25 protein-coding genes are annotated in these 26,123 nt (G+C 47.3%); 19 read left to right on the top strand and 6 right to left on the bottom strand.

Annotated features, from left to right (window positions below; translation table 11 throughout):
* Positions 1-26: 26 nt before the first annotated feature.
* A complete protein-coding gene (locus AC286M_RS05935; RefSeq protein ID WP_488203492.1) occupies positions 27-377 on the bottom strand; it encodes a cupin domain-containing protein in 351 nt (116 codons plus the stop codon).
* 813 nt (positions 378-1,190) lie between these two features.
* Between AC286M_RS05935 and AC286M_RS05930 the strand changes: the two genes are divergently transcribed.
* Positions 1,191-1,358, top strand: coding sequence for a hypothetical protein (locus AC286M_RS05930; RefSeq protein WP_488203491.1), 168 nt, complete (start codon positions 1,191-1,193; stop codon positions 1,356-1,358).
* Here AC286M_RS05930 and tnpA read toward each other — a convergent pair.
* Positions 1,340-1,783, bottom strand: coding sequence for an IS200/IS605 family transposase (gene tnpA / locus AC286M_RS05925; RefSeq protein WP_488202591.1), 444 nt, complete (start codon positions 1,781-1,783; stop codon positions 1,340-1,342). The genes AC286M_RS05930 and tnpA overlap by 19 nt on opposite strands.
* A 168-nt stretch (positions 1,784-1,951) precedes the next feature.
* On the opposite strand from tnpA, the gene AC286M_RS05920 reads away from it, so the two are divergent.
* Positions 1,952-2,329 (top strand): response regulator transcription factor, encoded by a 378-nt coding sequence (locus tag AC286M_RS05920; RefSeq protein WP_488203490.1) that lies wholly within the window; start codon positions 1,952-1,954, stop codon positions 2,327-2,329.
* Between the two features lie 152 nt (positions 2,330-2,481).
* A complete protein-coding gene (locus tag AC286M_RS05915) occupies positions 2,482-2,892 on the top strand; it encodes a hypothetical protein (protein WP_488203489.1) in 411 nt (136 codons plus the stop codon).
* Here the strand turns inward: AC286M_RS05915 and AC286M_RS05910 are convergent.
* Complete coding sequence (locus AC286M_RS05910; protein ID WP_488203420.1) at positions 2,889-4,037, bottom strand: transposase; 1,149 nt, start codon at positions 4,035-4,037, stop codon at positions 2,889-2,891. The genes AC286M_RS05915 and AC286M_RS05910 overlap by 4 nt on opposite strands.
* A 385-nt stretch (positions 4,038-4,422) precedes the next feature.
* Here AC286M_RS05910 and AC286M_RS05905 point away from each other — a divergent pair, with 385 nt between their 5' ends.
* From AC286M_RS05905 to AC286M_RS05855, 11 genes are all read left to right on the top strand, one after another.
* Positions 4,423-5,490 (top strand): hypothetical protein, encoded by a 1,068-nt coding sequence (locus AC286M_RS05905; protein WP_488203488.1) that lies wholly within the window; start codon positions 4,423-4,425, stop codon positions 5,488-5,490.
* A 341-nt stretch (positions 5,491-5,831) separates the two neighbouring features.
* Positions 5,832-6,416 carry a hypothetical protein gene (locus AC286M_RS05900; protein WP_488203487.1) on the top strand — a complete coding sequence of 195 codons (585 nt, stop codon included), beginning with the start codon at positions 5,832-5,834 and terminating at the stop codon, positions 6,414-6,416.
* Between the two features lie 14 nt (positions 6,417-6,430).
* A complete protein-coding gene (locus tag AC286M_RS05895; RefSeq protein ID WP_488203486.1) occupies positions 6,431-8,332 on the top strand; it encodes an SIR2 family protein in 1,902 nt (633 codons plus the stop codon).
* 20 nt (positions 8,333-8,352) lie between these two features.
* A complete protein-coding gene (locus AC286M_RS05890; RefSeq protein WP_488203485.1) occupies positions 8,353-12,213 on the top strand; it encodes an nSTAND1 domain-containing NTPase in 3,861 nt (1,286 codons plus the stop codon).
* Positions 12,214-13,092: 879 nt separating this feature from the next.
* Entirely contained in the window at positions 13,093-13,536 is a 444-nt protein-coding gene (locus AC286M_RS05885) for an alpha-amylase family glycosyl hydrolase (RefSeq protein ID WP_488203484.1), read from the top strand.
* Between the two features lie 46 nt (positions 13,537-13,582).
* Positions 13,583-14,670, top strand: a protein-coding gene (locus tag AC286M_RS05880) for an ISKra4 family transposase (RefSeq protein ID WP_488202786.1) whose coding sequence is annotated in 2 segments (ribosomal slippage) — positions 13,583-13,754 and positions 13,754-14,670 — 1,089 coding nt in all. Because the reading frame shifts where the segments join, the coding sequence is not laid out codon by codon here.
* Between the two features lie 22 nt (positions 14,671-14,692).
* Positions 14,693-16,537 (top strand): S41 family peptidase, encoded by a 1,845-nt coding sequence (locus AC286M_RS05875; protein WP_488203483.1) that lies wholly within the window; start codon positions 14,693-14,695, stop codon positions 16,535-16,537.
* Complete coding sequence (locus tag AC286M_RS05870) at positions 16,534-16,683, top strand: hypothetical protein (RefSeq protein WP_488203482.1); 150 nt, start codon at positions 16,534-16,536, stop codon at positions 16,681-16,683. Before AC286M_RS05875 ends, AC286M_RS05870 begins: the two co-directional genes overlap by 4 nt.
* 257 nt (positions 16,684-16,940) lie before the next feature.
* Positions 16,941-17,723, top strand: coding sequence for a ParA family protein (locus AC286M_RS05865; RefSeq protein WP_488203481.1), 783 nt, complete (start codon positions 16,941-16,943; stop codon positions 17,721-17,723).
* The gene (locus tag AC286M_RS05860) at positions 17,720-18,679 is read left to right on the top strand and encodes a ParB/RepB/Spo0J family partition protein (protein WP_488203480.1); all 960 of its coding nucleotides are present in this window, start codon (positions 17,720-17,722) and stop codon (positions 18,677-18,679) included. The genes AC286M_RS05865 and AC286M_RS05860 overlap by 4 nt, the downstream gene beginning before the upstream one ends.
* A gap of 140 nt (positions 18,680-18,819) precedes the next feature.
* Complete coding sequence (locus AC286M_RS05855) at positions 18,820-19,299, top strand: cupredoxin domain-containing protein (protein WP_488203479.1); 480 nt, start codon at positions 18,820-18,822, stop codon at positions 19,297-19,299.
* 230 nt (positions 19,300-19,529) lie between these two features.
* Here the strand turns inward: AC286M_RS05855 and AC286M_RS05850 are convergent, their stop codons facing one another.
* Complete coding sequence (locus AC286M_RS05850) at positions 19,530-20,507, bottom strand: glycine-rich domain-containing protein (RefSeq protein WP_488203478.1); 978 nt, start codon at positions 20,505-20,507, stop codon at positions 19,530-19,532.
* 242 nt (positions 20,508-20,749) lie between these two features.
* Between AC286M_RS05850 and AC286M_RS05845 the strand changes: the two genes are divergently transcribed.
* The 5 genes from AC286M_RS05845 (at position 20,750) to AC286M_RS05825 (ending at position 23,359) form a co-directional block, all read left to right on the top strand.
* Complete coding sequence (locus AC286M_RS05845) at positions 20,750-20,917, top strand: hypothetical protein (RefSeq protein ID WP_488203477.1); 168 nt, start codon at positions 20,750-20,752, stop codon at positions 20,915-20,917.
* 107 nt (positions 20,918-21,024) lie between these two features.
* Entirely contained in the window at positions 21,025-21,213 is a 189-nt protein-coding gene (locus AC286M_RS05840) for a hypothetical protein (RefSeq protein ID WP_488203476.1), read from the top strand.
* 340 nt (positions 21,214-21,553) lie between these two features.
* Complete coding sequence (locus tag AC286M_RS05835) at positions 21,554-21,736, top strand: ChaB family protein (RefSeq protein ID WP_488203475.1); 183 nt, start codon at positions 21,554-21,556, stop codon at positions 21,734-21,736.
* A gap of 254 nt (positions 21,737-21,990) precedes the next feature.
* Complete coding sequence (locus AC286M_RS05830; RefSeq protein ID WP_488203474.1) at positions 21,991-22,863, top strand: lysophospholipid acyltransferase family protein; 873 nt, start codon at positions 21,991-21,993, stop codon at positions 22,861-22,863.
* Between the two features lie 151 nt (positions 22,864-23,014).
* Entirely contained in the window at positions 23,015-23,359 is a 345-nt protein-coding gene (locus tag AC286M_RS05825) for a hypothetical protein (protein ID WP_488203473.1), read from the top strand.
* 267 nt (positions 23,360-23,626) lie between these two features.
* On the opposite strand, the gene AC286M_RS05820 is transcribed toward AC286M_RS05825, so the two are convergent.
* Together AC286M_RS05820 and AC286M_RS05815 are read right to left on the bottom strand one after the other, a co-directional pair.
* On the bottom strand, positions 23,627-24,760 hold the full coding sequence (locus tag AC286M_RS05820) for a sensor histidine kinase (RefSeq protein WP_488203472.1): 1,134 nt from the start codon (positions 24,758-24,760) through the stop codon (positions 23,627-23,629).
* A gap of 94 nt (positions 24,761-24,854) precedes the next feature.
* Positions 24,855-25,808: a GNAT family N-acetyltransferase gene (locus AC286M_RS05815; protein WP_488203471.1), complete on the bottom strand. Its 954-nt coding sequence runs from the start codon at positions 25,806-25,808 to the stop codon at positions 24,855-24,857.
* Between the last annotated feature and the right edge of the window lie 315 nt (positions 25,809-26,123).

The raw sequence follows: 26,123 nt of genomic DNA, 5'->3' as shown, positions 1-26,123 counted from the left end.
TCCAAAATCAACGTTGGAACTGAGGTCTAGTAAGGCGCAGGCTGATCGCGACCAAATGCGATCGCAGGTGGGCTAGTCGCTTCCACCGCTGTGAAGGGTTCCAGAATGGTGTACGTATGTTCCCGTTGCGCTGGCACAATCCAGGCATCACCAGGGTTCAGCGTGATGGTCTCACCATCGATATGGAGCTGGGCTTTTCCTTCAATAACGTAGCCAACGGTTTCATATTCCCGACTTCTGGGCGGTTTAGCATCCTGGGGCTGCTCTCGCTCCCATTTGCGAATCGACATTTGATCGCCAACAACTAGATATTTTTGGCCCATTTCACCAATCTGGGCCTCGGCTGATGGCATTTTGGTTGCGCGAATCTCTACCATTATCGTTATGTAGTAGCGTCACCTAACCTTAACGATCCCGCCTCGATTAATCGTCCTTCTGGTGGAAGAGCCTCAAGCTCAAGCTCCGTCTTTCTTATGAGGGATCGACATCTAGAGTGCTAGCTGTAAGCAGACCCACATCTTGTGTCGGAATTGTCCTTTTGAGTTCTTGATGAGCCAGATGCAAGATATAAGTAGTGGTTTAGCTACTGATGGATTGTGCGATCGCAGTTTTCTTTACTTATATGAAATTAACGAAACAAGCACGAAGAGAGATCTACAATAAAGTTACTAAGGCTACAATTTCGGCAAAAATCTCCTGATTGTGAGACACTTTGCCACATTAGTTTGTGAAACTTCTAATAAAGTAATCTACTCTCTATTTTGCAAGCAGTCGTTTTTCAACAGTGACTATAAGCTGTTCCCGCTAGCTTTGCTATGCATTGCAAAATAGTGTCTCGATATTAATCAAAACTAACGGGTTCTCTATCTCCAAATTGCTCCATAGCTAGCCCTACAGCATTGCTCATCATCATGAGTCTCATTGAGGTTCATGAGAGTGTTGCCCTGCCAAGTTGAGGGCGCTTTATGGCCAGAGCATAACCAGTCTGACAGTTCTAGTCGTCCCAACTGCCAGACGGTATTGGTGTGACTAAAAATCCAAAGATCATAGGGCTTGACCCCGCATTGAACTTCTACATATCTATGGGTTAAATAAAAATGACTTTACCCAGATCGACAACTGTTGATTGTGACAGCCGTAATCTTTCCCAGTGCGATCGCTGTATTTTGAACTTGATTCAGCAGCGATTAATGCAACCCGATCCCGAACGACCTGCTTTCAGCCACGAAAAATATAGTCTAAGGCAGTTTAAAAAGTTTTTTGAAGAAATCGGTCTTTTAGTTGTATCAATTGATGGTCAAAATGAAATACCCCGCCGCAAGCGGACGGGGTATCAGAATCAAAAAAGAGCAAGTTGATTATCCCGATGCAATTTGAGGTAATCTTTGCCTTGGGCTTGAACATATTTGGCGATCATTCCTTCATCCCCGTGGCGGCCTACTGTACTCGCAAAATATCCATCACTCCAAAACTCGCCTCCCCAAAGTTTCTGCTTCACTTGAGGGCATCGTTTGAAGACTTCTCGTGCAGTTAAACTTTTCAGCATCGTTACCAGTTTGGTCACACTATAGGTCGGCACGGACTGCACTAGAAAATGGACATGGTCTTTGTCCACTCCAATTTCGACAAACTTCACCTCGTAGCGTTTCTCGATTTCGAGGCAGACCTCTCGCAGAACCGCATCTACTTGCTCATCAAACACAACCCGTCGATACTTTGCTGGAAACACTAAGTGGTATAGCAAAACTGTTACGTTATGACTCTTGTGGATGTACTCACTCATTCTTAGATCTTACGCCGCAGAGCGGCGGGGAATGGACCCCAAGAGATTCAATTTCTAACGCAGCAGGCCGATTATCTACTTCATAAATATGCTTTATTTCATGAATCTCGCACGTTATCAGATTTAATACAGCATTGGTTTAAGTATCAAGTTGCTCAACGCTTAGCGATGGGCAATGTTCGAGCCTGCAATATTCCACTCACAATTGAAAAAACAGAAGAAAGTTTGGTTATTCGTTTTATTCCTGATGAAAGTCGCAATCAATATTTGTTACTGCTGGAAGAACGAGAACTGCGTGGATTTACAGTTGAATCGCTGGAATTACTTGGCCTTACCCAACGGGAAGCAGAGGTTCTATTCTGGGTCACTAAAGATAAAAGCAATGCTGAAATTGCCTCTATTTTGGGCTGTAGTAAAGGGACAATTCGAAAACACTTGGAAAATATTCATAGAAAACTAGGTGTACAAACTCGAACGGCTGCTGTGATGACGGCGCTAGAGCGCTTAGGTCTACTACGAGAACCATTTGTTGCTAATTTGTCATAATTCCATACGCGGATCATCGTATTGTTTCCGCTGCTTACTTTACCTATTTTCAAGTTATTGCTGTCAATTCATTTCTCGAAAAGTGACGATTTCGCAATACTCTAATGACAAAAATATAATCCAATAATTGTTTGACAAATAAGAGGTGAACTATGAGCAATCAACGAGAATGGCAGGACAATTTAGCTCTTGGGCAAAATCAAGTTTTTGAACCTGATCAAAACTATCGAACAAAGGATGAAGATAATAGAACGCTGTTTAACACAGCCACGTTTACTCACGACTATAAACTAGCGCAGGCTTATGCTAGTGTACGAGTTCTTGAATATCGAGGAGAAGGAGATTTAAAGGTTGAATCCTTTGATGATTATTTAGCTCCTCGCGCCGCTGCTTTAAGAGCACGATTCCAATCGATAGAGCATCCTCGCCCGACATTTCCCAGTGATGAAGCCTACCTCAATATGAGAACTCGGCATCACTATCCTTGCGGAGAGGTTTTAATCATTGTTGATCAAGCAATTTATGATGCAGTCAGTAAGAGTCAACACTCCGGACAGATTTAGGAGACTATCGCCCCGTAATCAAGCAGCTTTTGGTAATTAGGATGGGATTTAATTAAAGTCGGCTCCAAGTCAAACTGGTCAATAAATCGGTCTAAAAGATGTTGGTTGAGGGCCAGTCGTTTGAAAGAGGCGAGCGAGAAGCTCAGCGAATCATCGTCTTTCTGGTTGTTTTGCAACGCGACTTTAGCCAGGTTCAGTGCCATCAAACTGGCATTGACATGGGTGTCTATCGCTTCGGCAGAGCGAGCTTGACAGTCCACTAACCCGGTAAACTGACGAGCATCACGGAAAATAAATTCAATCTGAAATCGGGCCGTGTAGCACCGGTAAAGGAGGAACGGGTCAATGTTGAGGTCGGTAGAAAACAGCACGACATAACTGCGGCGACCCCGATGCTCTTTGAGCAGATAGGCCAACCGGATGTTGCGCTTGAGGCTGACCGACCAAACGATGGCGGTATAAAGATAAACTCCATCGTCCAAGCGTTTGACCAACTGAAATCGTCGGTGGTCTTGCAGGTTGACCTTGCCGTCAAAGCGTCGAGGAGCACCTCGCCCTTGGTATGGCCCCTCATAGAGGAACTTGAGGTTGGCATCACAGCGCAGTTTGCCAATCGCATGAAACCCGAGTTGCACCACGCCAGTGACCCACTTGTACTTGCTGTAAAACCCGTCGGCGACAATGTAGCGAATCCAAGTGGGGAAGAACGTCAGGCAGTAGGCCAGATGCCCCAGATAGAAGTCAATCCGGTTGCCCTTCGCGCCCTTTCCCTGTTTCGAAGACGCTCTCAAATGAGGTAAGTCTGCCTCGGTTTGCTGGGCAGACAGCGTGTACCCTGTATTCTGCTCCAGATCGACAATCGCCACCACTGACAGTTCTAAGCCCCGTTCTGGACGCTGGGTTTTACCGTTGTAGAACTGGTCTAGACCGTAGGTGTGCCGTCCACTTTTTTCCATAAAGGTGCAATCGACCACTGCGACCTGAACCGCCTCGTCTCGTCTTAATGGTTCTATCAGTGCTTGATTGAGTCCTTCGAAGCCAATACCCCGTTCGAAGTGTCGACGGTAACTTCGCTCGCTTAAGTCACTGTAACGACTGAGGTTGGCGTAGTTCACCTTGCCACAGACCACGAAAATTGTGGTCATCAAGGTCAACAAAAACTGTTGTTGGGGTTTACCAAATGGCCTGCTGTCTCCAGCAAACCGGTTAGAATCCGATTGAGGCTATCCATTGGTGCGACATGTTAGGTACATTCGCACTCTACACGGTGGATAGCTTTCTTCGCACTCTCCCAAAAACTGTCCGGACTGTTGTAAGAGTATTCAACAGTATGTTTTAGACATCGGTCGGGAAGGATACTGGGCTAGTATCTATTCGGTTAGCGGTGGAGGGCCGCAAGATGTTCGAGGCTTTATTCAACAACATTCCTGTGTTGGGGCTCTACTAATCGGTGCAATTCCAGCACCTTGGTTTGAGCTAGATAATGACTTCCATGATCAAAAAACGAGCTTCCCCTGTGATTTATATTATATGGATCGCAATGCTACCTGGAGTGATCCAGATGGTAATGGTAAGTTCAATAGTGTCAGTGGTCATGTCGATCCGGAGATTTGGGTAGGGCGGTTATGGACGCCTACTGCTAACGGTAATGATCCGGTCATGATTAATAACTATTTTACCCGCAATCATGATTTCAGATTGGGCAACCTAGGTCATGCTAATTCTGCTCTAGCTTTTGTAGATGATGACTGGCAAGGTTTCCATGATTGTGCATTTGATGAACAGTTTTCGTCATCTGCCATTACGACTTACACCAATCCCGACACAACTGATGCTGATTTATACAAAGCCGAAGTAAATTCTCTGCGTTCATGGGTACAACTATGTGCTCATTCCTGGACGTATGGACATGCTTTACACGTTCCAGCAGAAAACAAGGATGAATATATTCAAAACAGCTACTTTAGGGATATTAATCCACCCAATGCTCACTTCTATAACCTTTTCTGCTGTGGACCAGGTCGCTATACCTCTAGTGATTATTTGGCAGGTTGGTATATTTTTGACAAAGCAGGAGGTGGCAAAAATCACGGTTTGACCGCTATTGCCAGCGCGAAGTCTGGATCAATGCTCATGTTTGAGGATTTTTATCGTCCTTTAGGACAAGGAGCAGATATCGGTACCGCTTATCGTCAATGGTGGCAGGCACGAGGGCCATCCCATGATTTGAATGAGCAGCGATGGCATTACGGCATGGTTCTACTAGGTGACCCAACTTTAACGTGGTCTAAGGGAGCTGTTCCGACGCTCGAACAGCCAGAAAATGAGAGCGTCTTTGATCATTGGCCCAGAAAGATGCAGTTTCGCTGGTCTCCCGTCAACCTACCGAATGTAAAATATCACGTTCAGATTGATTACTTTACCGGGAACTGGGCAGAAGAAACGGGTCGCTCCTGCTTTAATTATCACGATGTTGCGGATAACTCGTTAGACTTCAATTTTGTAGGTATGCAGCGGGGACGCTGGCGAGTTCGGGCCAAGGTTAATAACACTTTCTGTAGGTGGTCTCCCTGGTCTTATTTCCGCTTTACAGTGTAATGAAGTAAGCTCACTTCAAAGTCGGTAAATTATTTTGTGAAAGGTTGAATTTTTAGCCTTTCACAAAATAATTCGGGTTCTTACACACAAACTTGCTATTAGTATAATATTCAGATTTGGCGTTGCTTAATCTGGGTATGAATTGTGATGTGGGGGCGGTGCCCCCACATCACAATTCATACTTAAAATCAGCAATCCCTTCAGATTTATTGCAAAATTGTCATAATGCTATACGCAGATCATCGTATTTTAGCCAGCCAAGATATTTGCCAAAATTAGAGATGGAAGAGCGTGTATGCTAAGCCGCTTGAGGTCTACTGTTGGTAGATAGGAGGATCTCAATGTTAGAGCAACCCAAACAGCAGCAAATGCTAACGATTTATCTTCAAGAATACAGCAAGCTGAAGGATGAACAGTCTGCTCGAATTGGCTTTCGAGATAATTTGCTCTATGTAACGCTTGGCCTGTTTGGTGGAATTTTGACCTTTAGCTTAGGCGAAACATTAAACCCCTATGCACTTTTAGTTTTACCGTGGGTCAGTCTTATTTTGGGCTGGACATATCTTGTCAATGATCAGAAGATTACGGCCATTGGCCGCTACTTACGGTACGGACTAGTCGATAAAGTTCATGCCTTGATTGGTGATGCTGGCCTTGAATCGATCTTTGGTTGGGAGATCGTCCACAGAAGCGATTTACGACGACAGCGACGAAAACTGGAACAGTTGGTCGTTGATGAGGTGACGTTTGTTCTATCTGGGATCATTGGATTAGTTGTTTTTGGCTATTTTCTGCATCAGCCATCTTCACTTAATCCTCAGTTGCCGATGATGGCCATTGTATTGCTGATGGGAGTTGAACTCGGTCTGCTGATCATTTTAGGCATCGAAATTTTTCTGTATGCAGATCTGGCTAAAGGACGCTAGAGGGAGACGGAATTATGGATCCCCTAATTGATTTTGCGATCGCAACGGCTATCGAAATTGAACGACGAGCAGTTTGCCAGATCTTTCAGATAACCGATGACGATCGGGTGTTTGAAGGTTCACGGGTCTACTGGCGCAAGTCTGTAGCACTGAAAGATGGTGAATTCTATGAAGTTGTCGTTGTTCAGTCGCCTGATATGGGCGGAGTCGATTCTGCGCTGCTGATATCCGATACGATTCACCACTGGAATCCAGGGGCCATTTTGCTGGTTGGAATCGCGGCGGGTGTTGATCACGCTAAACAGCAGTTGGGTGATCTGATAATTGGTCGAGATATCTGTTATTACGAGCGCGGCAAGCTCACTCCAGAGGGAAAACAGCCTGAGCCAATTATGTATCGGGCTGATCCAACGTTGTGGAGTCGTGTGCAGGCCATTTCGGCTTGGCGTCCCCCGCCAACCTTGCCCAGACCCGATGGCACATCAGCAGAGCCCAAAATTCACTATAGTGCGATCGCATCTGGTGAAAAGGTAATTGCAGATCCGACAATTCGAGATGAAATTACCAGTGGGCACCGCAAGATTGCCGCGATTGAAATGGAAGGCTATGGATTTAGTGCGGCGGCTTGGCAAAGTTTTGATCATATTCGCAGTCTGGTCATTAAAGCAGTTTGTGATTTTGCTGACACAGAAAAAAGCGATAACTGGCATCTGTATGCAGCCACCGTTGCTGCTAGCTTTGCGTACCATTTTTTACAGGATCGACCGCTAGAGCCACGTAATGCCCCTCATCGGTCACCTCCAGCACCTAGTCAATATAAACCTATCATTAATCAATTAAAATTTGGCAATATTGTGCCTTTTTTGGGGCCAGGAATTAATCCAAATTTATATGTTCAGCTAGCCGCACAATTAGGTCAGTCAATTGAAGATAATCTTGTACATGATCCGAGCTGGCAGCCATCAGCAAAGCCAAATATTATTCAGCGGCTGATTGGTATGCCGTGTCAAGCTTGCTACTACTTACCCGATGAGCGACCTAAAGAATGCCCCATGCTGCTTGGTATAGAAAGAGCTCAGCACTGTCCATTATTTATTGAACAGCAGCTAGCAGTTGCCAAAATGAACCTACGCTACCTTTCACAGTACTACAAATTAACGAATAGTTTAAATACATTCTATGCTCAGTTTTATGACATATTTGAAACAACACAGGGCTCTCCAAATTCAGTTCATCGCTTCTTTGCTGAACTACCATTTTTGATGAAGCATAAAGGCTATCCTAATCGTTATCCAGGTTTGCCCTATCAGCTAATTGTAACAACAAATTATGACAACTTGTTAGAACAGGCATTTGATAAGATTTACCAACCTTATGACGTTATTTATTATATTGCCGATGGAGATAATCGGGGCAAATATAAGCATCGGTCTTATCAATCCGAAGTAGATGAAATCATTGATGATCCTAAAAATTACGATGATCAACTGCCGCTTCGTAAACCGTGGGGGCGTTCGCGGGAACCTCGACCAATTATTTTGAAGCTCTATGGAACATGGGAAAATAATTTTGTTGTAGCCGATGATCATCTAATCTATTTGGCTAGCAGTCCAATTCAAAATTTGCCGCCCAGTTTATTTAGAATTCTGTACGAGTCCAGCGCTTTATTCTTAGGATACAGCCCCAATGATTCTGACTTGCAACTGATTGTTCATCGACTTTGGCAAGATAAACCGCTGCCGGGTGGCTCGCGATTGATCCATCACTGCCAACCGGGAGAAATTGAGCAAAAAATTTGGCAAGAACAGAGAAATACAGAATTGATTGCGACTACTTGTTCACCAGAAGAATTTGTGGCTTCGTTGCGACAGGATATTGAAGATTTAGCGCCAAGAATTGCAGAATTCACCAGATGACTTGGTAAGGAGTAAACGCGATGACATCTAATCACAGTATCCCCCAAGCATCTGCCAACGATAATCAGGCCAATAATCAGACTAGCAATCAAACTAATAATAATGGTTTGACTGATGATAGTGCTGGTGCTGATGCAGTAGCTCAACCTAAAGTTTCTGCAGCATCAACTGTGCGATCGCAAACAACACAGTCGGCACAAACAACACAGTCATCACAAGCAGCACTATCAGCCACTTCATCATTTCCTAAAAGCCCGTATAAAGGCTTAAATCCCTATGCTGCAACCGATGCAGAGCTGTTCTTTGGTCGAGCCAGGGAAACGCAGCGCATTGTCAATAATCTGTTAGCTTGGCGGTTAACTGTGCTGTATGGCGAAAGTGGCGTTGGCAAAAGCTCAGTGCTGCGAGCTGGCGTCACCCATGCGTTACAAGAAGAGGCACAGGACAATCTCGACGATTTTGGTGTGCCTAAGCTAGCCGTTGTCGTTTTTCCGCCGCTACATGGGGAGCGTTTTTGGCAGCAAGATCCGCTACAGAGTTTAGCGCAGCAAATTGACGAAGATATTCGCCAGAACTATTGGCCAGTTGAGCCACCGGAACCAGGCTTGTCATTTGTGGAGATGCTGCGAGTTTGGACAGAACGTTTAGGGGGTGAACAGCGAGATGGTCGCCTATTCATTATTCTGGATCAGTTTGAAGAATATTTTTTGTATCATCCACAGAATTCACAGGAGAGCGATTTAGTTACTGCGATCGCACATGTCGTTAATTTGCCTGATCTACAGGTTAACTTTTTGATTTCTCTGCGTGAAGATTCCTATGCCAAACTTGATCGGCTGAGGGGGCGTCTTCCTAACATATTGGATGTCTGCTTGCACATTGAGCATTTGGATAAACAGTCCGCCTATGATGCCATTACTAAGCCCATTGAGCGCTATAACCAGCACCAGCCACCTGCACAGAAGATCGACATATCAGCCGATCTAGTAGATGCCATTTTACAAGGGATTCCACAGATCGAAGAGTACAACAGCAACGGACGGGCCGGGGTCGAAGAACTCAAAAATCTTCGTAAGAACCAGATTTTGGCTCCTTATCTACAGTTGGTCATGATGCGCCTTTGGGACGAGATGGTGCAAGTGCGATCGCATGATCTTAGCCTAGAGACATTAATCAATCTGGCCGAATCAGAAACTCCAGATCAAGTTACCAAAATTAGGGCTGCTATTCGTCGGCTAAAAACATCCATACATTGGGCAGATCAAAATGCCCGTGATCAAAATACTCACGATCAAAATACCCAGATTAAGAGAGCTGTCCGCCGAATTGTGCGTGAGCATGTCACCACAACGATGGATGCATTATCTCAACCGGAAAAAGATATTGCTGCCCGGAGCTTTCAATATTTAGTGACTCCATCAGGAACTAAATATGCTTACTCTGCAACGGATTTAGCCAATTTAGTGGGCCGTAATCCAGAATCCGTCATTGCTTTACTAATGAAGCTCGCTCAAAATAAACGCATCATTCGTCCAGTTGGGCCTTCTCAGGAGCAACCTAATGTTCAGCGATATGAGATTTTCCACGACTTCTTAGCTCAGGCCATTCTCGGTTGGCGAAGAAACTACCTCGAAGAAAAGAAAAGAAAAAGTAGAATTCAGAAGTCTATTGTTCTAGTGGCAGGCTCCTTTGCTTGCGGTCTCTTCCTACTCAGCCTTTCTGCTTACCATTATCAACAAAGAATTAATTGGCTGATTGCAGTGTCAAATGAGTCTATTCAGAAGTTTCATTCAGGTCAACAACTGCTCGCATTACAAGATGCAATAATAGCTGGGCAAGGAATCAAGGAGCGCAGTGAAAATAATTTTTTAAAGTATATTTTGCTCAGCCCATCTAAAAGGACAGATGCTGTTAATTTAGCAAAAGAAAATTTGCAGAGTATCCTAACCCAAATTCAATTACAGCGTTATTATTCAGCTCCTACTGATCAAACGCTTCAGACTGTGTTAAGTCCAGATTGGCAAGTAGTTGCTGTTGTACTAGCAGATGGCTCTCTTCAGATTTGGGATCAACAAACAGGTGAACTGCTGCACACATTGCGCCAGACATCTGAGAAAACCTTAGCATTACGTTTCAGTTCTGATAGCAAGATGTTGGCAGCTGTATTTTTAGATGGAACGATACGTCGTTGGGATTGGCAACATGGCACTGAACTGGCTCACATCAAAACATTAGAATCACCTAATCGAGTATTGATGGCTGACTTCAGTGGGGATGGCCAAACACTAGCTGTAGCCTCAACTCATTCTGTATCTGCTGAAGATGTGACGGTGCAATTATGGGATTGGCAAGCGGGTACTCCCTATGCCGCCATTCAGCCTTCAGGTTCTTTATCCAGCCTGAAAGTTGGTTCTGATGGACAAACCTTAGTAACGACTTCTACTGTTTCCAACAAGACCAATCCTCTTGCTGCTGCAACATCTATCATTCAGCTCTGGAATGGCAAGACTGGTATCGAACAGGCCCAATTCGAGACCGAAAGCCGCCCCTCGAATCTAGTGTTAAACAATGATGGAAATGTCTTTGCATTTTCCACAGATGATGGCACGGTTGAGCTTTGGGATTTACAAGACAGAGAGTATTTAAAAGCATTTAAACCTTACGATTTAATTCTGAATCAAATACAGAGCCTGAGCTTTAATCCAGATGGTAGTCTTCTAGCCATTGGTTTTCAAAACGGTCAGGTTAAGTTTTGGGATTGGCAAGACGACAAATTACAGAATCAAATCCAAATGTCAGAACCTGTAAATGATCTAGTCTTTGATCCAACCGGACAGCAAATAGCAACTCTCTTGAGTCGCAAACATCTTAGTTTTTGGCGTTTGCAATCTCCTGTGACAGCGATGTCAATAAACTCATTCAAAGCATTGGATCGCCTTGGCGAACTACGCCTTAGTCCTAATAGCGAGCAAGTCGCTGCTTTATCCTGGCTAGATGGCACGATTCAGCTTTGGAACATAGCAGATCAAAAACTATCAGCTGAGTTCAATCCAAATGGTCGGGTACAAGATTTTCACTTTAGCCCTGATGGACAAACGCTTGTCACAGCCTCGGATAATCACTTGGTGCAGCGCTGGAATTTGCAAGGCAGTCTGATTGATCAGTTTCAGATGCCTAACAGCATAAGATCAGTCAGCTTCAGCCCTGATGGCCAACAGTTATTGACAACGTTAAATGATACTAGATTAGTGCAGGTCTGGGATTTGCAGGGTATTAAGCGAGCCCAAGTTAATCCCTCCGGTAATGTACTAGCAGCTGACTTTAGTCCTGATGGCCAGTTATTAATAACTCTCTCAGATAATGGCTCAGTCATATTGCAACTTTGGGATTTGCAGGGGAACGAGCTAGCCCAGTTCAATCCATCGGGTACTACACTAGCAGTTAACTTTAGTCCTAAAGATCAAATCTTGACAACTGCATCTGATAGCGGTTTTGTACAGTTCTGGAATTTACAAGGTCAGGAGCAAACCCGTTTCAAAGTAGCGGATGCCATTCGCACAATTAGCTATAGTCCTGATGGTCAGACTTTAGCAACCGCAACTTTCAATAGTGATACTGTACAGCTCTGGAATTTGAAGGGCGACGAACAAGGTCAATTCAAGGCACCTGGAATAGTTCTAGATTTGCAGTTTAGTATCGATGGCAAATCCCTGATCGCAACATCCCAAAATGGCTTTGTAGAGCAGTGGCAACTAAATGGCACAAGTTTAGACAGTTTAATTCATCAAGGTTGTGATTGGCTACAGCCTTATTTAGCCAGTCATCCTGATGAAGCACAGGATCTTCCTTGCCAGTTTAATACTAGTAATCTGTCAAAGTAGAGATGAGGGGTAGAAGAATTTTGAAAATATCGCGACGCGATATTTTCAAAATTCTTCTACCCCTCAAAACACACTTAACAAAGCACTGATGCTGAATCTGGTTAATTGCTGTCGCAGTCACTATTACAAGGAGCAGGTGTTTGACTCAGTATGGTGTTAGTGCGGGTATCAACAATCTCATCAAAACAAATTGTTGATCCATCTACAGAGATTAAAACTCGCCGAAACAATGTGTAGTTGTCTAACCAGCGTTGGCAAAGAATTGTACGGTTTTCTGTAGGATACAGTTGCGCTACAGCCTGAGATCCATTTGTATTTATTGGGCACTGACCCTCTTGTTTATCCAACGAGAGAAAATTTGGCTTCTGTTCTAACAAATCGGAATAAGGCTGTAGGTTGTCAATGTTAATCGCAGTATTATAAGCAACTGATTGAGGCGCTGTAGCCACCCATAAGCACGCGGAACACAAAATTGGAATAGCGACCCTAATGGTGTTGTCAGTCATATCAATCACCACCTAGTTCGAGTATAAACCCTATGTAAAAAGCACAAGAGTTGCTGATACCAATTAAAAGCATACCAAACCAACTTTATCCTTATCTTTATCGTGGCATACAAATTGATTAGTTATTTATAATCAAAATAATTATTTAAGAGACAAAATTTGAGCTTATTTGACTGGTTTGGTAATAAAAAATACAGCTTGTACTGATGATTTATTGCGATCGCGTCATATTGATATACGCAGATCATCGTATTTCGTCTAGCTGATATTTTTGCCAAGATCGTTGAGTGGGGACAGTTTGAGATTCTAGTCTTGTCCTTCCCTTGCAGTTTATACCTTGTACCTTAGTTAACAACTGTTAATCAGGAGGCGCATGATGCCCTCAACTCAACTATCAAAAATTAAGATTTCTGATTTATCTGACTCATCTCGCTACTTTCCCTCGCCAGTCGCATGGGAAGATCAGGTCTTTTACTTTTTAATGCTGGATCGATTCTCAGATGGCAATGAGAACGGCTACAAAGATAATCAAGGTAATGTAGTCAGAACAGGAACGACGCCACTAGCGGCTCTGGCTGACCGAGGGAATGCGCTTAAAACTGAGGAAGATGCCCGTCACTGGCGGGAAGCTGGTACTCGATACGTTGGTGGAAATCTGAAAGGTTTAACTCAAAAGATTGGCTACCTCAAGCGATTAGGAATCACAGCCGTGTGGGTTAGCCCCATTTTTAAGCAGGTACGTTTTCAGGAAACCTATCATGGCTACGGGATTCAAAATTTTCTAGAGGTAGAACCCGGGAGCAGGTCACTTTCTTGAGAGAAAAATTAGAGTAAGACTGTAGCGATATTTTGAGGGTGCTCTAATGACGCCAGCGGAACACCAAGAACTCTTACAGTGCAGTCAACGCATCGCGGAACTACTGTACCAGGAAGCCTGTGAGCAAAACCAGCCGATGGCAAATTTGGGAGCCATCGAATCAACGGTGCGCGCTCAAGTGCAAGAACACGTCACGCCAGTCATTGGGGAGTTTTTTGCCAAACCGTTACCGGCACCGACGAAGGATATCCCCGCCAACTAGAGAGCATTCTGGGCCGGTTATCCCTCAGTAGTGAACAGGCCAAACAACTCGGTGTCCGTCCCCGACAACAGGTCAGCCCTTATTTAGAGCTGTGCTGTCTGCGCCAAAGCGCAATTGTTTCTTATGCCCAAGCGGCGATTGAAGTAGAGGTGCAAACGGGACGACGGGTGAGTGCGAAAACGCAGCAGCGGTTGGAGGCGCGCCATGACTTCGAGCTGCCCACGAGTGAGGTCCCGGTTGAGCAAATGAGCCTGGATGGCGGCATGATTCGCTTGCGCACGCCGCTGGGGGAAGCGGCTGAGTGGCGCGAATATAAAGCCTTGAATTTGGGTGAGCAGCATCAGGGCATGGCCTGGTTCAAAGACAACGAACACCTGATTGAGTGGGCAAATGACCTCCCCTTAGCCCCGATAGTGGACTGCCTGGGCGATGGTCATGATGGGGTTTGGGGCATCTATGCCCAGATTGGCAACGACCACCAACGTCACGAAATCCTCGATTGGTTTCACCTGATGGAAAATTTGCATCAAGTCCAAGCCACTCCAGAAGCACTCGAAACCGCTCGCAGCTTTCTTTGGCAGGGACAAGTAGACGCTGCTATGAATGTGTTTGAGGTGAGCGAGTCGGAAGCAGCACGTCGCTTCTGTGGCTATCTAGAGCGGCATCGTGACCGCATCCCCAATTATCGTTACTACCAAGAAGAAGGGTGGCCGATTGGCTCGGGGGATGTTGAGTCCTGGGTGAAGCAAATTAACCAACGCACGAAGATCCCTGGCGCTGCCTGGAACGCTGAGCGGGTGCCGCAGGTTTTAGCGCATCGTTGTGCTTACCTCAACGGCAGGCTCTCACCTCAGAGATGTTTTTCTCTGTAGAAGGTGACCTACTCCCTTTGACTTGAACTTCCCGGAAGCCACTCGCCCATTCTTGATTTCGCTACAGAAGGAAACTCAGTCTCCCTTTGTGCCAGAACCCAAACCGCTGACCGACAAGAATGGAGAAGATAAGAAAGAAGAAGGCAAGAAAGAAAAAGATAAGGTAGCAGATCAGGCTGGGTCGGAGGCAGATACTGTCACAGAGGCAGAGCGCGATCGCACGTCTGACTCGGACGACTCAAAACCAATCCGGATTGATTTTGACGGGATCGAACAGCGGGTCGTCGGGTTTCCTGTGTCGGAAGGCCGCTACTTGCAAATTCAGGGACTCAAGGGCAAGGTGCTGTTCAGCTCTGTGCCGATTAAAGGCGACTTGGGCTGGAGTTGGGGCAGCAACAAGCTGGCCGCCGATGCCAAAATTGAGCTGTATAACTTTGCTGATCAAACCTGTAAGCCCGTTGCCAAGAAGATTACGGACTTCAAGGTAGCACGCGATCATAAGACGCTGATCTACCGCTCTAGCGATCGGCTGCGGGTACGGATTGCCAAAGCTGTCGATCCTCGGCATGACGAGCACCACGAAGGCCATGAAGCGCACAGCCACAAGCCCAGTCGCAAAACGGGCTGGCTCGATCTGAAGCGCGTCCGCATTTCTGTGCAGCCGCAGCAGGAATGGCAGCAGATGTTCCGGGAAATCTGGCGACTCCAGCACGATCACTTCTGGACGCCGGACTTTTCAGGTGTGGACTGGGAGCGGGTTTACCAGCGCTATCGCCCCTTGCTGGATCGAGTCGCGACTCGGGCTGAGTTTTCAGACTTAATCTGGGAAATGCAGGGCGAACTGGGCACCTCCCACGCCTATGAGATGGGTGGCGACTATCGCAAAGAGCCGGACTATCGGCTTGGCTTCTTGGGCGCAGACTTTGCCTACGACTTTGCGGCGGAAGCCTATCGCATTAGCCACATTGCCCAAGGAGATACCTGGACGGAGGACGCCTCGCCACTGCAAGCGATTGGCCTTAACCTACAGCCGGGAGATTTGCTGCTGGCCATTAACGGTCAGCCGCTCAGCCAGCATGTTTCGCCCCATGAGCGGCTGATTCATCAGGCCGATTGTCCGGTGCAGCTAACGGTTGCCAACCATGACGGCCAAAATCGCCGCACGGTGACGGTCAAAACGCTGAAGCATGAGCTGCCGCTCCGCTATCGAGAGTGGGTAGAACGCAATCACCAGTTTGTCACAGAGGCCACCGATGGCCGAGTCGGCTATGTCCATATTCCTGATATGGGAATGGCTGGCTATGCAGAATTTCACCGCTACTACTTTGCGGAAGTGCATAAGCAGGGGCTGGTGGTGGATGTGCGCTTTAATCGCGGCGGGCATGTGTCGCAGCTCATTCTAGAAAAGCTGGCGCGAGAGCGAATCGGTTACGATGTCTCGCGGTGGGAGCAGCCGGAACCCTATCCAGCCGCTTCCATGATCGGCCCGATTGTGGCGGTAACGAATGAACATGCAGGTTCAGACGGCGACATCTTCAGCCACTGCTTTAAGCTGATGAAGATCGGCACGCTGATTGGTACTCGCACCTGGGGCGGCGTCATTGGCATTTGGCCCCGCCATCGACTGGTGGATTTCAGCTTAGTCACTCAGCCAGAGTACTCGTTCTGGTTCAAAGACGTGGGTTGGGGGGTGGAAAACTACGGCACCGATCCCGATATTCACATTGACATTCCGCCCCATGACTGGGCAAAAGGCACCGATCCCCAGCTCAACACGGCCATTCAGCTCATTCTCCAAGAACTAGAGAAGCACCCCGTACAGCTCCCGGACTTCACCAATCGGCCACAGCTACCGCTGCCCGATTGAGCTGGATTGAGCTGTATCGAGCTGTAGAGATGCGATCGCAAACTGCGATCGCATCTCTACACTTAGCACTCAGCACTTACCTAACACCCAATCCCGTACTACAATTTTTCTCAACCATTCCCAAACAAGTTTGGTCAAGTCGCTAAATTTGTTGTTCAGAGCGACCCAATATTCAATACAATACAATCGAAAATTGCCGCTATCGCCGTAATTGAAGCGCCAAGCATTACAGCAATTGAGTCCTATGGGTAACGGTTGTTTGCCCTGACCTAACGTTCATGATTGATTTAATTGACCTGTTTGATCAAAGCTAGCGAGAACGGATACGATATCTGGTTTTGACTCGCGGATCAATCGAAAGCTCAGCCCAATCGCCATCAAGCAGGAATCCAAAGGAGACCTAATGACCGCTCAAATCCTTGCGTTATTCAATCAGTCTGGGGGAGTGGGAAAGACCACGCTGACCATGAACCTGGCCTATCACCTGGCTAAGCGTAAACAGCGGGTGCTGCTGGTAGACATGGATCCCCAGGCTTCTCTGACGACGTTCATGGGACTGAACCCATTTGAACTGCAGCAGACTGTGCAAAACAGCTTATTAAATAAAGATCCATTACCGATTCAGGCGGGAGTTCACGACTGTGATATCGTTCCGGCTAATATCTATCTCAGTCAGGCGGAAATGCAGCTCTTTCACCAACTGCGGCGGGAGTATCGGCTGCGGGATCGACTGAAAGAGGTGGAATCTGATTACGATTACGTTCTGCTGGACTGCCCGCCCAGTCTGGGTTTGCTGTCGGTGATGTGCTTAGTGGCGTCGAACTATCTGCTGATCCCGATTCAAACGGAATACAAGTCGGTGGAGGCGACGATCAACCTGATTCAAACCACTTATGAAGTGGTGCGTGAGGCGAATCCCAGCCTGCGGATCGCGGGCGCGATTCCCACCATGTATGATGAACGCACGTCTCAGGGACGCATTGCCCTCGACACCATTGAAACGGTGTTTGAGCAGCTCAAATCTCACGAGTATTTTAAGCAAACCGTTGTGTTTCCACCGATTCCGCGCCGCACAGATTTCGCGAATGCAGCAGCGATGCACCAGCCACTGGCGCTTTTTTCTCCCCGTAATGACGCCAACCAAATTTTGGAGACGATTACGAACGCGATCGCAAAATTATCATGACCTCGAAGAAACTGCCTAAACAATTCGGATTAGCGGGAGCCAGCGTCCTCAGCGGCATTATGTCGTCTCCTCGTGCCGATGTGACCGATGAACCCGCACCGGACGCCGCAGCGGTCTGGATTGCCTTGGATGACATTCAAGCGGCTAGCAGCCAGCCGCGCCGCTATTTTGATCCCGCTAAGATTACGGCCCTCGCAAATTCGTTTCAGCAGCAAGGCTTCAAAGGCGCGATTAACGTCCGCCCGCTGGGCAATGGCAAATATGAGGTGGTGGCCGGAGAGCGTCGCTATCGGGCCGCTCAGGAAGCGGGATTGGCGCAGGTCGCCTGCATTGTTGACGACTACAACGATGAGCAGGCGCTGGAATTTGCCCTGGTGGAAAACCTGCTGCGGGAAGATCTCAGCAAGCTAGAGGAAACCGAGGGCATTCTTGACCTGATCGAGCTGAAGTTTGGTATTGCTCGACCAGATGCGATCGCACTTATCCAGTCAGAAGGCCATCCTCGCCATCGTGAAAAAGTTGGGGGAAACGATTCCCCCAGCCCCGAATTGCAGTCCATTATCTCGCTGCTCAATCACTTTAACGTTGACCTAGAAACCTTTCGCACCAAGCATTTGCGGCTGCTCAACCTGCCGCAGGAAGTGCGACAAGCTCACCTGGCAGGCAAGCTAGATTACACGAAAGCGCTGGAAATTGCCAAAGTTCAATCAGAAGACGCTCGCGGTCATTTACTACAAGACGTACTACATCAGCAGCTTTCGGTGCGAGAAATTAAAGCTCGCGTCAGAGAAATTAATCAGCCTACCCCCAACCAGCGCAAATCGCGCGAACAGAAGCTCGTCGATCGACTGACGGCGGTGTCCAAACAGGCTAAACGCCAGAAAAACTGGCAATCGAGCAAAGTGAAGGAACTGGAAACGCTGCTGAATCGCCTAGAGCAGTTAATGCAGGAATAGTGATATCAAGTTTGTTGAAAACCCATAATTTATTTTTTGTGAAACGTTTGCTCCGCAAACGTTTCACAAAAATAAATTGGGTTCTTATACCTTGGTATAAAACTTGGGTGTAATCGATGATGTGATCAATAGGGTTATTCATGATGATGCAACAACTTTTATCTATGAAGCGGATGATGGTGTCAGCTGTTCTGGTGCTGCTGGTTGGGATTGGGGTGTTTGCAAGTGGGGAAAGTGCGATCGCAGTTTCGGCCCCGTCTCAACAAACGCCAGAAACGATGTATGTCCATTTGGGCAATGCGGCGGGTGAGCTGAAGTTTGAGCCAAATCAGCTAGAGTTCACGGCGGGTAAGCGCTACAAGCTGGTGCTGGGCAACCCCAGCAATCAGAAGCACTACTTTACGGCTAAGGATTTCGCGGATGTGATTTGGAGCCAAAAGGTTGACGCGGGCAATGTTGAAGTCAAAGGTGCGATTCACGAACTGGAGCTAAGACCGGGAGCAGAAGCCGAGTGGGTATTTGTGCCGCAGAAACCCGGTACCTACGAGCTGCACTGCTCGATTCCGGGTCACTCTGAAGCTGGCATGGTGGGAACGATTACCATTGTTGATCCCACTTAGAAACGCGGATTTAATAAGGTGAAATTTTGGGGGTTAGGGACACGGCATTGCCGTGTCCCTACGGATGGAATGATTGACAGGCTATTTAATCTGCAATCCTTGGTAATTGAGATTGTGTAGATTGAGTTGAGTGATGACGAAACCCAACAAGCTACGAAAACATTGGGTTTCGCAAGCTTATTCCAACCTATCGAATTAAGCTATGGAGCATTTAACTGGCCATTCAAGGCTTAATCACCTCCACCACAGCCACCGCAACCACCACAGCCTCCACCACCACAGCCTCCACCACCACAGCCTCCACCTCCATCACCACAGTCGCCACCTCCACCATCACCACAGTCGCCACTTGAATCATATCCACCCAAATCGCTCCAACCCCAATCACTTCCACAACTGACGCCACAGCCACTGTCACCATAGCCAAGACTTGTCCAGCCACCTCGAACTTTAGGACGTGAGGGGCTTTTAATAAACTTTAGAATTTGTCTAAAGATTTGTACTCCCCCAAAAAAGGCCAGATAGATGATGATAGTAGGCACCCAGGGGGAAAAGCGATGTGGCGCATGAGCTGAATATCGAGTCCACAATACTGCAAATGCCATTACGAAAAAGCAGACTGGCACAAAAACTAGAAGGAGAATCGAGCCTGTTATTAGTCTTTGCTGAGTTCTTCTTCTAGAGATCAACCAGTTCTGCTGAGTATTAACGCGAACGAAATGCAGATCGCGTCCGAATCGAACTTCGGGTGTGGGCCAAATGTCGGACGGAGGAGCTTGGTTAAAGAACGCTGCGTAACTAGTGAGAGTCTGACGATACCAGTCGTCAAACTTTTCATTCTCGGCCTGTCCGCCCAGCGTGGGGCCATGATGCAGCGGAGTTTGCAAAACCTGGGGGCAAAACTCTTCCCAGTACGATTGTGTGTAGCTCAAGTGCAAATGCCACGCTTGGTCTACCTGATCGGAAGGTGTGACCGGATGATCGGCGGCCACCGCCAGAAACGCAAACTTTTTATACTCTTCGATCACCTGCTGAGCATAGGCAAGCGGCCAGCCATTGTCGCGGGCTAGCCGCTTGCTGAACGGTAGCTGGGCATCAGGCTGATCTAACGTAAATGCCTGAATCCGCTCATACAGCTCAATCTGCTGAGCAGTCATATTCGGCACGCTGGCCACGTTTTGCTCGGTCTTTAACTTTTCGGTCGTCATGGGTTTTCCCCCACTAATCGAAAAAGCAAATCGAAAACATTCCGACGTTAGCACTGCCATCGTGCGTCGTCGAGTTTCTAGCGTTACACCACCACTTACTAACGCTACATGTAGAGAATTGAGCGGATAAACTTTATCTATCGAAGTTGCTCATATATCTATGAGTGTAATTTTTTGTATATTTCGCTACGGTTTCTTAGGATTAAGTTGTTAGCAAAGCAAGCAACCTATCGGAGGGCATCATGAATACTCGCAAGCAGAACACCTGGACGACACAGCGTTTCATCAATCTCAGCAATGATCTAGCCGCATGGTACAGCACAGCCATCGAACGGCAAACGGTGCGGCGGCAAGATACCTGGACAGCGGAAGCGTTAATTAACATGAGCAACGGATTTGCTCAGTTCTAATCCGCTTTAGTCGGATGTAAATGGTTGTTCGACCTACTTTTACTACGTCAATCAATCGAAACATAAATAAACCCAATCAAAGTAAATCAAAACGAAAGGAGATCATCATGAATACTCGCAAAAAAGATACTTGGACCACTCGACGGCTACTAGGACTAGGCGAGCGTTTAGCAGCAGGCTACGGCTTTAACTGCGATCGCAACGAAGCTCAGCGCCGGGATAGCTGGACAGCGGAGAAACTGATTAATATGAGTCATGATTTTGCTCAAGCCTATGGTGCTGACCTTGACAAATAGTTACGTTGGGCTATGGCCAGCTATTGATCAACATCTATCTAGATCTAGGTCGTTAGGAGCATCGGCAGAACCGGATCGACACGCTAAGATCAGATGGTAAATGCCGATTAGATACCAGAGTTTAAGGTCTAATTTTCGTTAGCCAAGCCCGTAAAAAGTTGCATAACTTTACGTAAATTTACAAGCCTTGTTGGATGCACCTTTAAGTTAGTTTGACTTCTGTCTCTTATTCCCTACAACAGATTGTTGAATCCCAGAAAATATGTTTTGGTGGAGATAGGTTCTTTAGAGTTTCTTAAGATTTATGGGTTGCTCAAGGATAGGACGTCTCCCCCGAGAGGTGCGTGACAAGCTCCCCGCCACAGCACAAAGCATTTTTATTGCAGCATTTAACAGTGCGGCTGCTGATGGTATGAGCGATGATGTTGCCTATGAAGTGGCTTGGATGACCGTTCGAGATCACTACGTCGAAGGTCGAGATGGTCGCTGGTGTCAAGCGGAAGCAGAAGCACCTTATTTGTAAGATCTTCTGAATGAGGTATTCTGAGGCCGCGAAATTCATGAATAAACGGTCAGTAGAGACACGGCATTGCTGTGTCTCTACTGCTATTAAAAGTTGACTATTAAAATTTGAATAGTTGATCGCAAAATCGGGTGTAGTCTGTTAATCGACTGCCCGATTCTGCTATGGTGGTCGCCATGTATTAATCCTAATGGCTGAGAGAGGAGAGGCAGGCAGTGCCCGTCTCTCCTCTCTCAGATCTTCCCACAAACCAAATGCCGAACTCTAATTCAGTATCGTCGATCGAATCTGCTGCTACGGGTCAGCCCTATCAGGGGTGGTCGCTTGATGAACGCGATCCCGCCACTATCCAAGCACTCATGCCCTTCTATGAGTGGACTTATCATCATTACTTCTGCGTGGAAACAGACGGATGGCAGCATGTACCAGAGGAACCCGCTTTGTTTGTCGGTTCCCATAACGGTGGGCTAGCGGCTCCCGACATGCACATGCTGATTTATGACTGGTATTGCCGCTTTGGCTATGATCATCCGGTTTATGGACTGATGCATCCCACGGTGTGGGAGGTGTTTCCTCAGTTGGCGCAGATCGCGGCCAAGATGGGTGCGATTCGGGCACATCCCAAAATGGCGATCGCAGCGTTGCGCCGAGGAGCCAGCGTACTGGTATATCCCGGTGGGGCACAGGATACGTTTCGACCCCACAAGATGCGCGATCGCATTTACTTCGCAGAACACAAAGGGTTTATTAAGCTGGCGCTGCGGGAAGGGGTGCCGATTGTACCGACCATTTCCTGGGGGGCACACGATACCCTGTTTGTGCTGCAGGACTGCTATGCTCAGGCTCGGCAACTGCATGAGTGGGGTATGCCGTGGCTATTTGATGTTGATCCAGAGGTATTTCCAATCTACCTGGGGCTTCCCTGGGGCTTGTCCATTGGCCCACTGCCCAATCTACCCTGGCCCCATAAAGTCTATACTCAGGTGTGTCCGCCAATTCGGTTTGAACGCTATGGCCGCAAAGTCTTGAGCGATCATGACTATGTTGACGACTGTTATCAGCAAGTGGTGCGGCAGATGCAGGCGGCACTAGATGAGTTAGTCGCAACTGTGCGATCGCAAAGCTAGCACTGTAAGATGCGAGATGTATCGATTTCCTCTGAACCCCCAAGATTTTCTTTAGTTGAAGGTTACGTAGGGGCAAATTGCCATTTGCCTCTACCAGATATTAAACGGGTTCAAGGAGATCTTTACACCGTGTATTAAATAAACAGACCGCATGACAGATTCTAATCAACCCGATATTCAGCCGATTCAGGTGCATTTGCTGCCAGAGTATGAAAAGAAGCTGCTGACGGCACTGAGCTTCTTTTTGGGGCGGCCCGCTTCGACCCAGGCGCTGGCCTGCCTGTCGATGTACCTGCGGCAGTCGGAACCGCGCGTCATGTCTCAGGTGCGCTACTACGCCCATAAGATCAGTAAACAGTCCGGGCAGCAGCTCACGGAGTATGAGCTACTAGATTTGATTTTCTCTGATCCGGATCGGGTATCGGCGCTACTAGAAGGAATGACGGTAGTACATACACCAGAGGTTAGTCACGACGTATTTACGCCAGATAGCTAGACGGGATTCAACCTAGATATAGCCATAGTCATATGGGTTGAGGCATTTTTGTGGCGCGGCGAAGCCGCGCCACAAAAATGCCTGTGTCCTAACAAAGCCGACTACAGCCATACCACCTGTAAGGGCAGGTTTTGTTGAACAGTTTTGATTCAGAATAATCAGTTGGCAGCTAAACCTGCCCCTACAGTTAACGGAATGGCATAATTACCAATGGATCGCGCCATCCTTTAGCAGATAAAGTTTTAAGCGGCCTACCAACAACGGCTACTAACCCCAGAATTCATCTAGCTGATAGTTATCTAGTTCAGATTGCAGTTCCTTGAAGTATTCGCTCTTGGTGATTTGCGCCACCTGCTGCTGGCGCTTGGCTTGGTCGATTTCAATGGTCAGCTCTTTCAACTGCTGCTTTAACTGGTCTTCCCGCTGTTGCACATAAACAGCCATCATCTGAAACATGCGCGCCAAATCACCTAGCTCATCATCGCGAGCGGCCACCTCGTCTAGGCTAGAGGGGTTGAACGTACCGTTGCCCACAGCCGTCACGGCTGCCGTTACCCGATCAACCTGCTTGATATACTGCTGCATTTCGAGATTGCTTTGCAGCAGTTGCACCTCAGCCTGTTTGCGATCGCAAACGGCTTGATTAATTTGTTCATACATCTGGCGGAACGTGGCAATCACTTCTCCGAGTTCGTCCTGGCGATAGAACTGGCAAGAATCAAATTGGGGAGTGGGTTGATCAGTTGCGATCGCATGTCCGGCCTTGGCCAAGTCGCGGCGCAGGGTCAGCACGGGCGTAATCAACTGACGGCTGAGCAGCACCATCATCACCAGCGTAATAAAAGCCGAAATCAGCAGCACAATGCCGATAAAGCGCAGGATATAACCATTCAGTGCGGCTTGTGTTCCGGCAGCATCGTGACGCAAGACAATCACATACTCATTGCCGTCTGACTGCAACGCTGTCCAAGCCACGTCATAGCGGCTACCTTGGCTAGTGGTTTGGTAAAGCTGCCCTTGCTGGCGGGCATCGGTAAATGATAGGGCGGGAGTCTCACCAAAACTGCCTTCCAGCGATCCATCGGGACGATACACAGCGCCCCCTTGAATAATTTGCAGCATCGGGTCAGCCCGGAGTTCATTTAGATGACCCAGTAACTCCTGACCCGATGCACCTGGATAGGTCATTAAAATCCAGTCAACTTTGCCCTCAGATACTTCTTCAATCTGGTCGAGAACTTCCTGCCGCCGCCGCTCCAGAGATGGAATCAGCACAATTCCTTCAATGATGACCAGACTGACGAAAATACCCGACACAATTCGCAGCGAGAGCGGTGAGCGAAAGAGGCGACCTATTTCTGTTGCCTTGCGAGCGATTTTGTTAGAGAGCTGATTTTTCATGATGAACCCGTGCTGATACAGTTAGTGAGTCCGGTTACAACCTGATGAGTTATTTGGGTCAGTACCTGATTAGGTCAGACTTTGGTTATGTCGTTCATGCCAGTATTTTGGTCGCTTTCCAGGCGGTGCGCACTTCATCCAGATAGGGTTTCAGCCGACGATGAACAAACCGAATCATGGGCGTATTATCAATGTCCACCCGAAAGGTCGCCCTAGTGCCCGGTGCTTGGTCAACCTGTAGCTGGATCGCCTTGGCCAGCAGCAGCAGACTGTGACTCAGAGGTTGCGATCGCAGATCAATATACATCTGGATATAGCCAATGGTATTGGGGGTAATGCGATGGGTAATCAGCCAGCCCACTACGCGGCCTCTATGCCTTAAGCCAAGGCTGTTTAGCGGTTCTATCTGACTCTCTTCTAAAAATGGATTAGACTGCTGCATTTGCTGATCACTCTGCATTTGCTGTTCAATTAGCTGTCGTTCTTGGCTAGTCAGCGTCTGCCACGGAAAAATCTCGTAATCCGGCGGCAACTTAGCGAGTAACCGATTAAGTTGCTGGATGAAATGAGACGATTGGGCCTGCTTAACTCGATCAGTTGAGGCGTAGCCAACTAATCCAGTGATTTGGAGCGGTGTCCAAAACTGACGGTCAAGAATGCGTTTAAGTGCGATCGCATGGGCATTAGTGGTATAAATCAGCTCAGCCTCAGTACAGCCACGCTGTCTCAGTTCATCTTCTAGTCGAGCTAACAACGCCGTACCCAAACTTGACTGTCGCTGACTTGGTACAACAAACAACGATAATATTTGTCCAGTTTGACCACCTGTTGAAGTGGATGCTGCTTGTTGCAATTGAGCAAGCGCTAGTCCAGTCGGTACACCATCTACCTCAGCACCAATGGCGACCACTGATGAATCAAAAGCTAGACTGAGCAGCAGATGACGATAGCGAGAATAAGTAAGTTCTTGATAGGACGATACGTTGCGACTGTTAAGCTGAACCAGTTGGTAGGGCTGAACTGCTTGTAAGTACGAAGTTAGGGGCATGCTTCGTTCTCCTGAGTAAGTGATACATGGTGAGTGAATCAATCCAAGAAGTGGATTTGCTTACCCCCAAGTATGTTGAATCAGGCTGAGCGGCGAAAGATCAGTTGTGGATCAGCGCTGGTTCAGCCATGCTGATCTTGACAAGAGTTTTACTTATAATGTAGGAAAGTTTTTTGGGGAAAATCGCCCCAAGGCACATTAGACGAACCACTAATGCTGAGTCAAATCAGTCTTGATGGTTGATATATCGCGCTTGTGAAACATATCAACCATCAAAAACCCATCAAAACCCATCAATAAATCACCAAAACAACG

Source organism: Thainema salinarum CENA647, from assembly GCF_057732415.1.
Note: the sequence above shows the minus strand (reverse complement) of the source record. Positions and strands in the feature narration are given on the sequence as shown.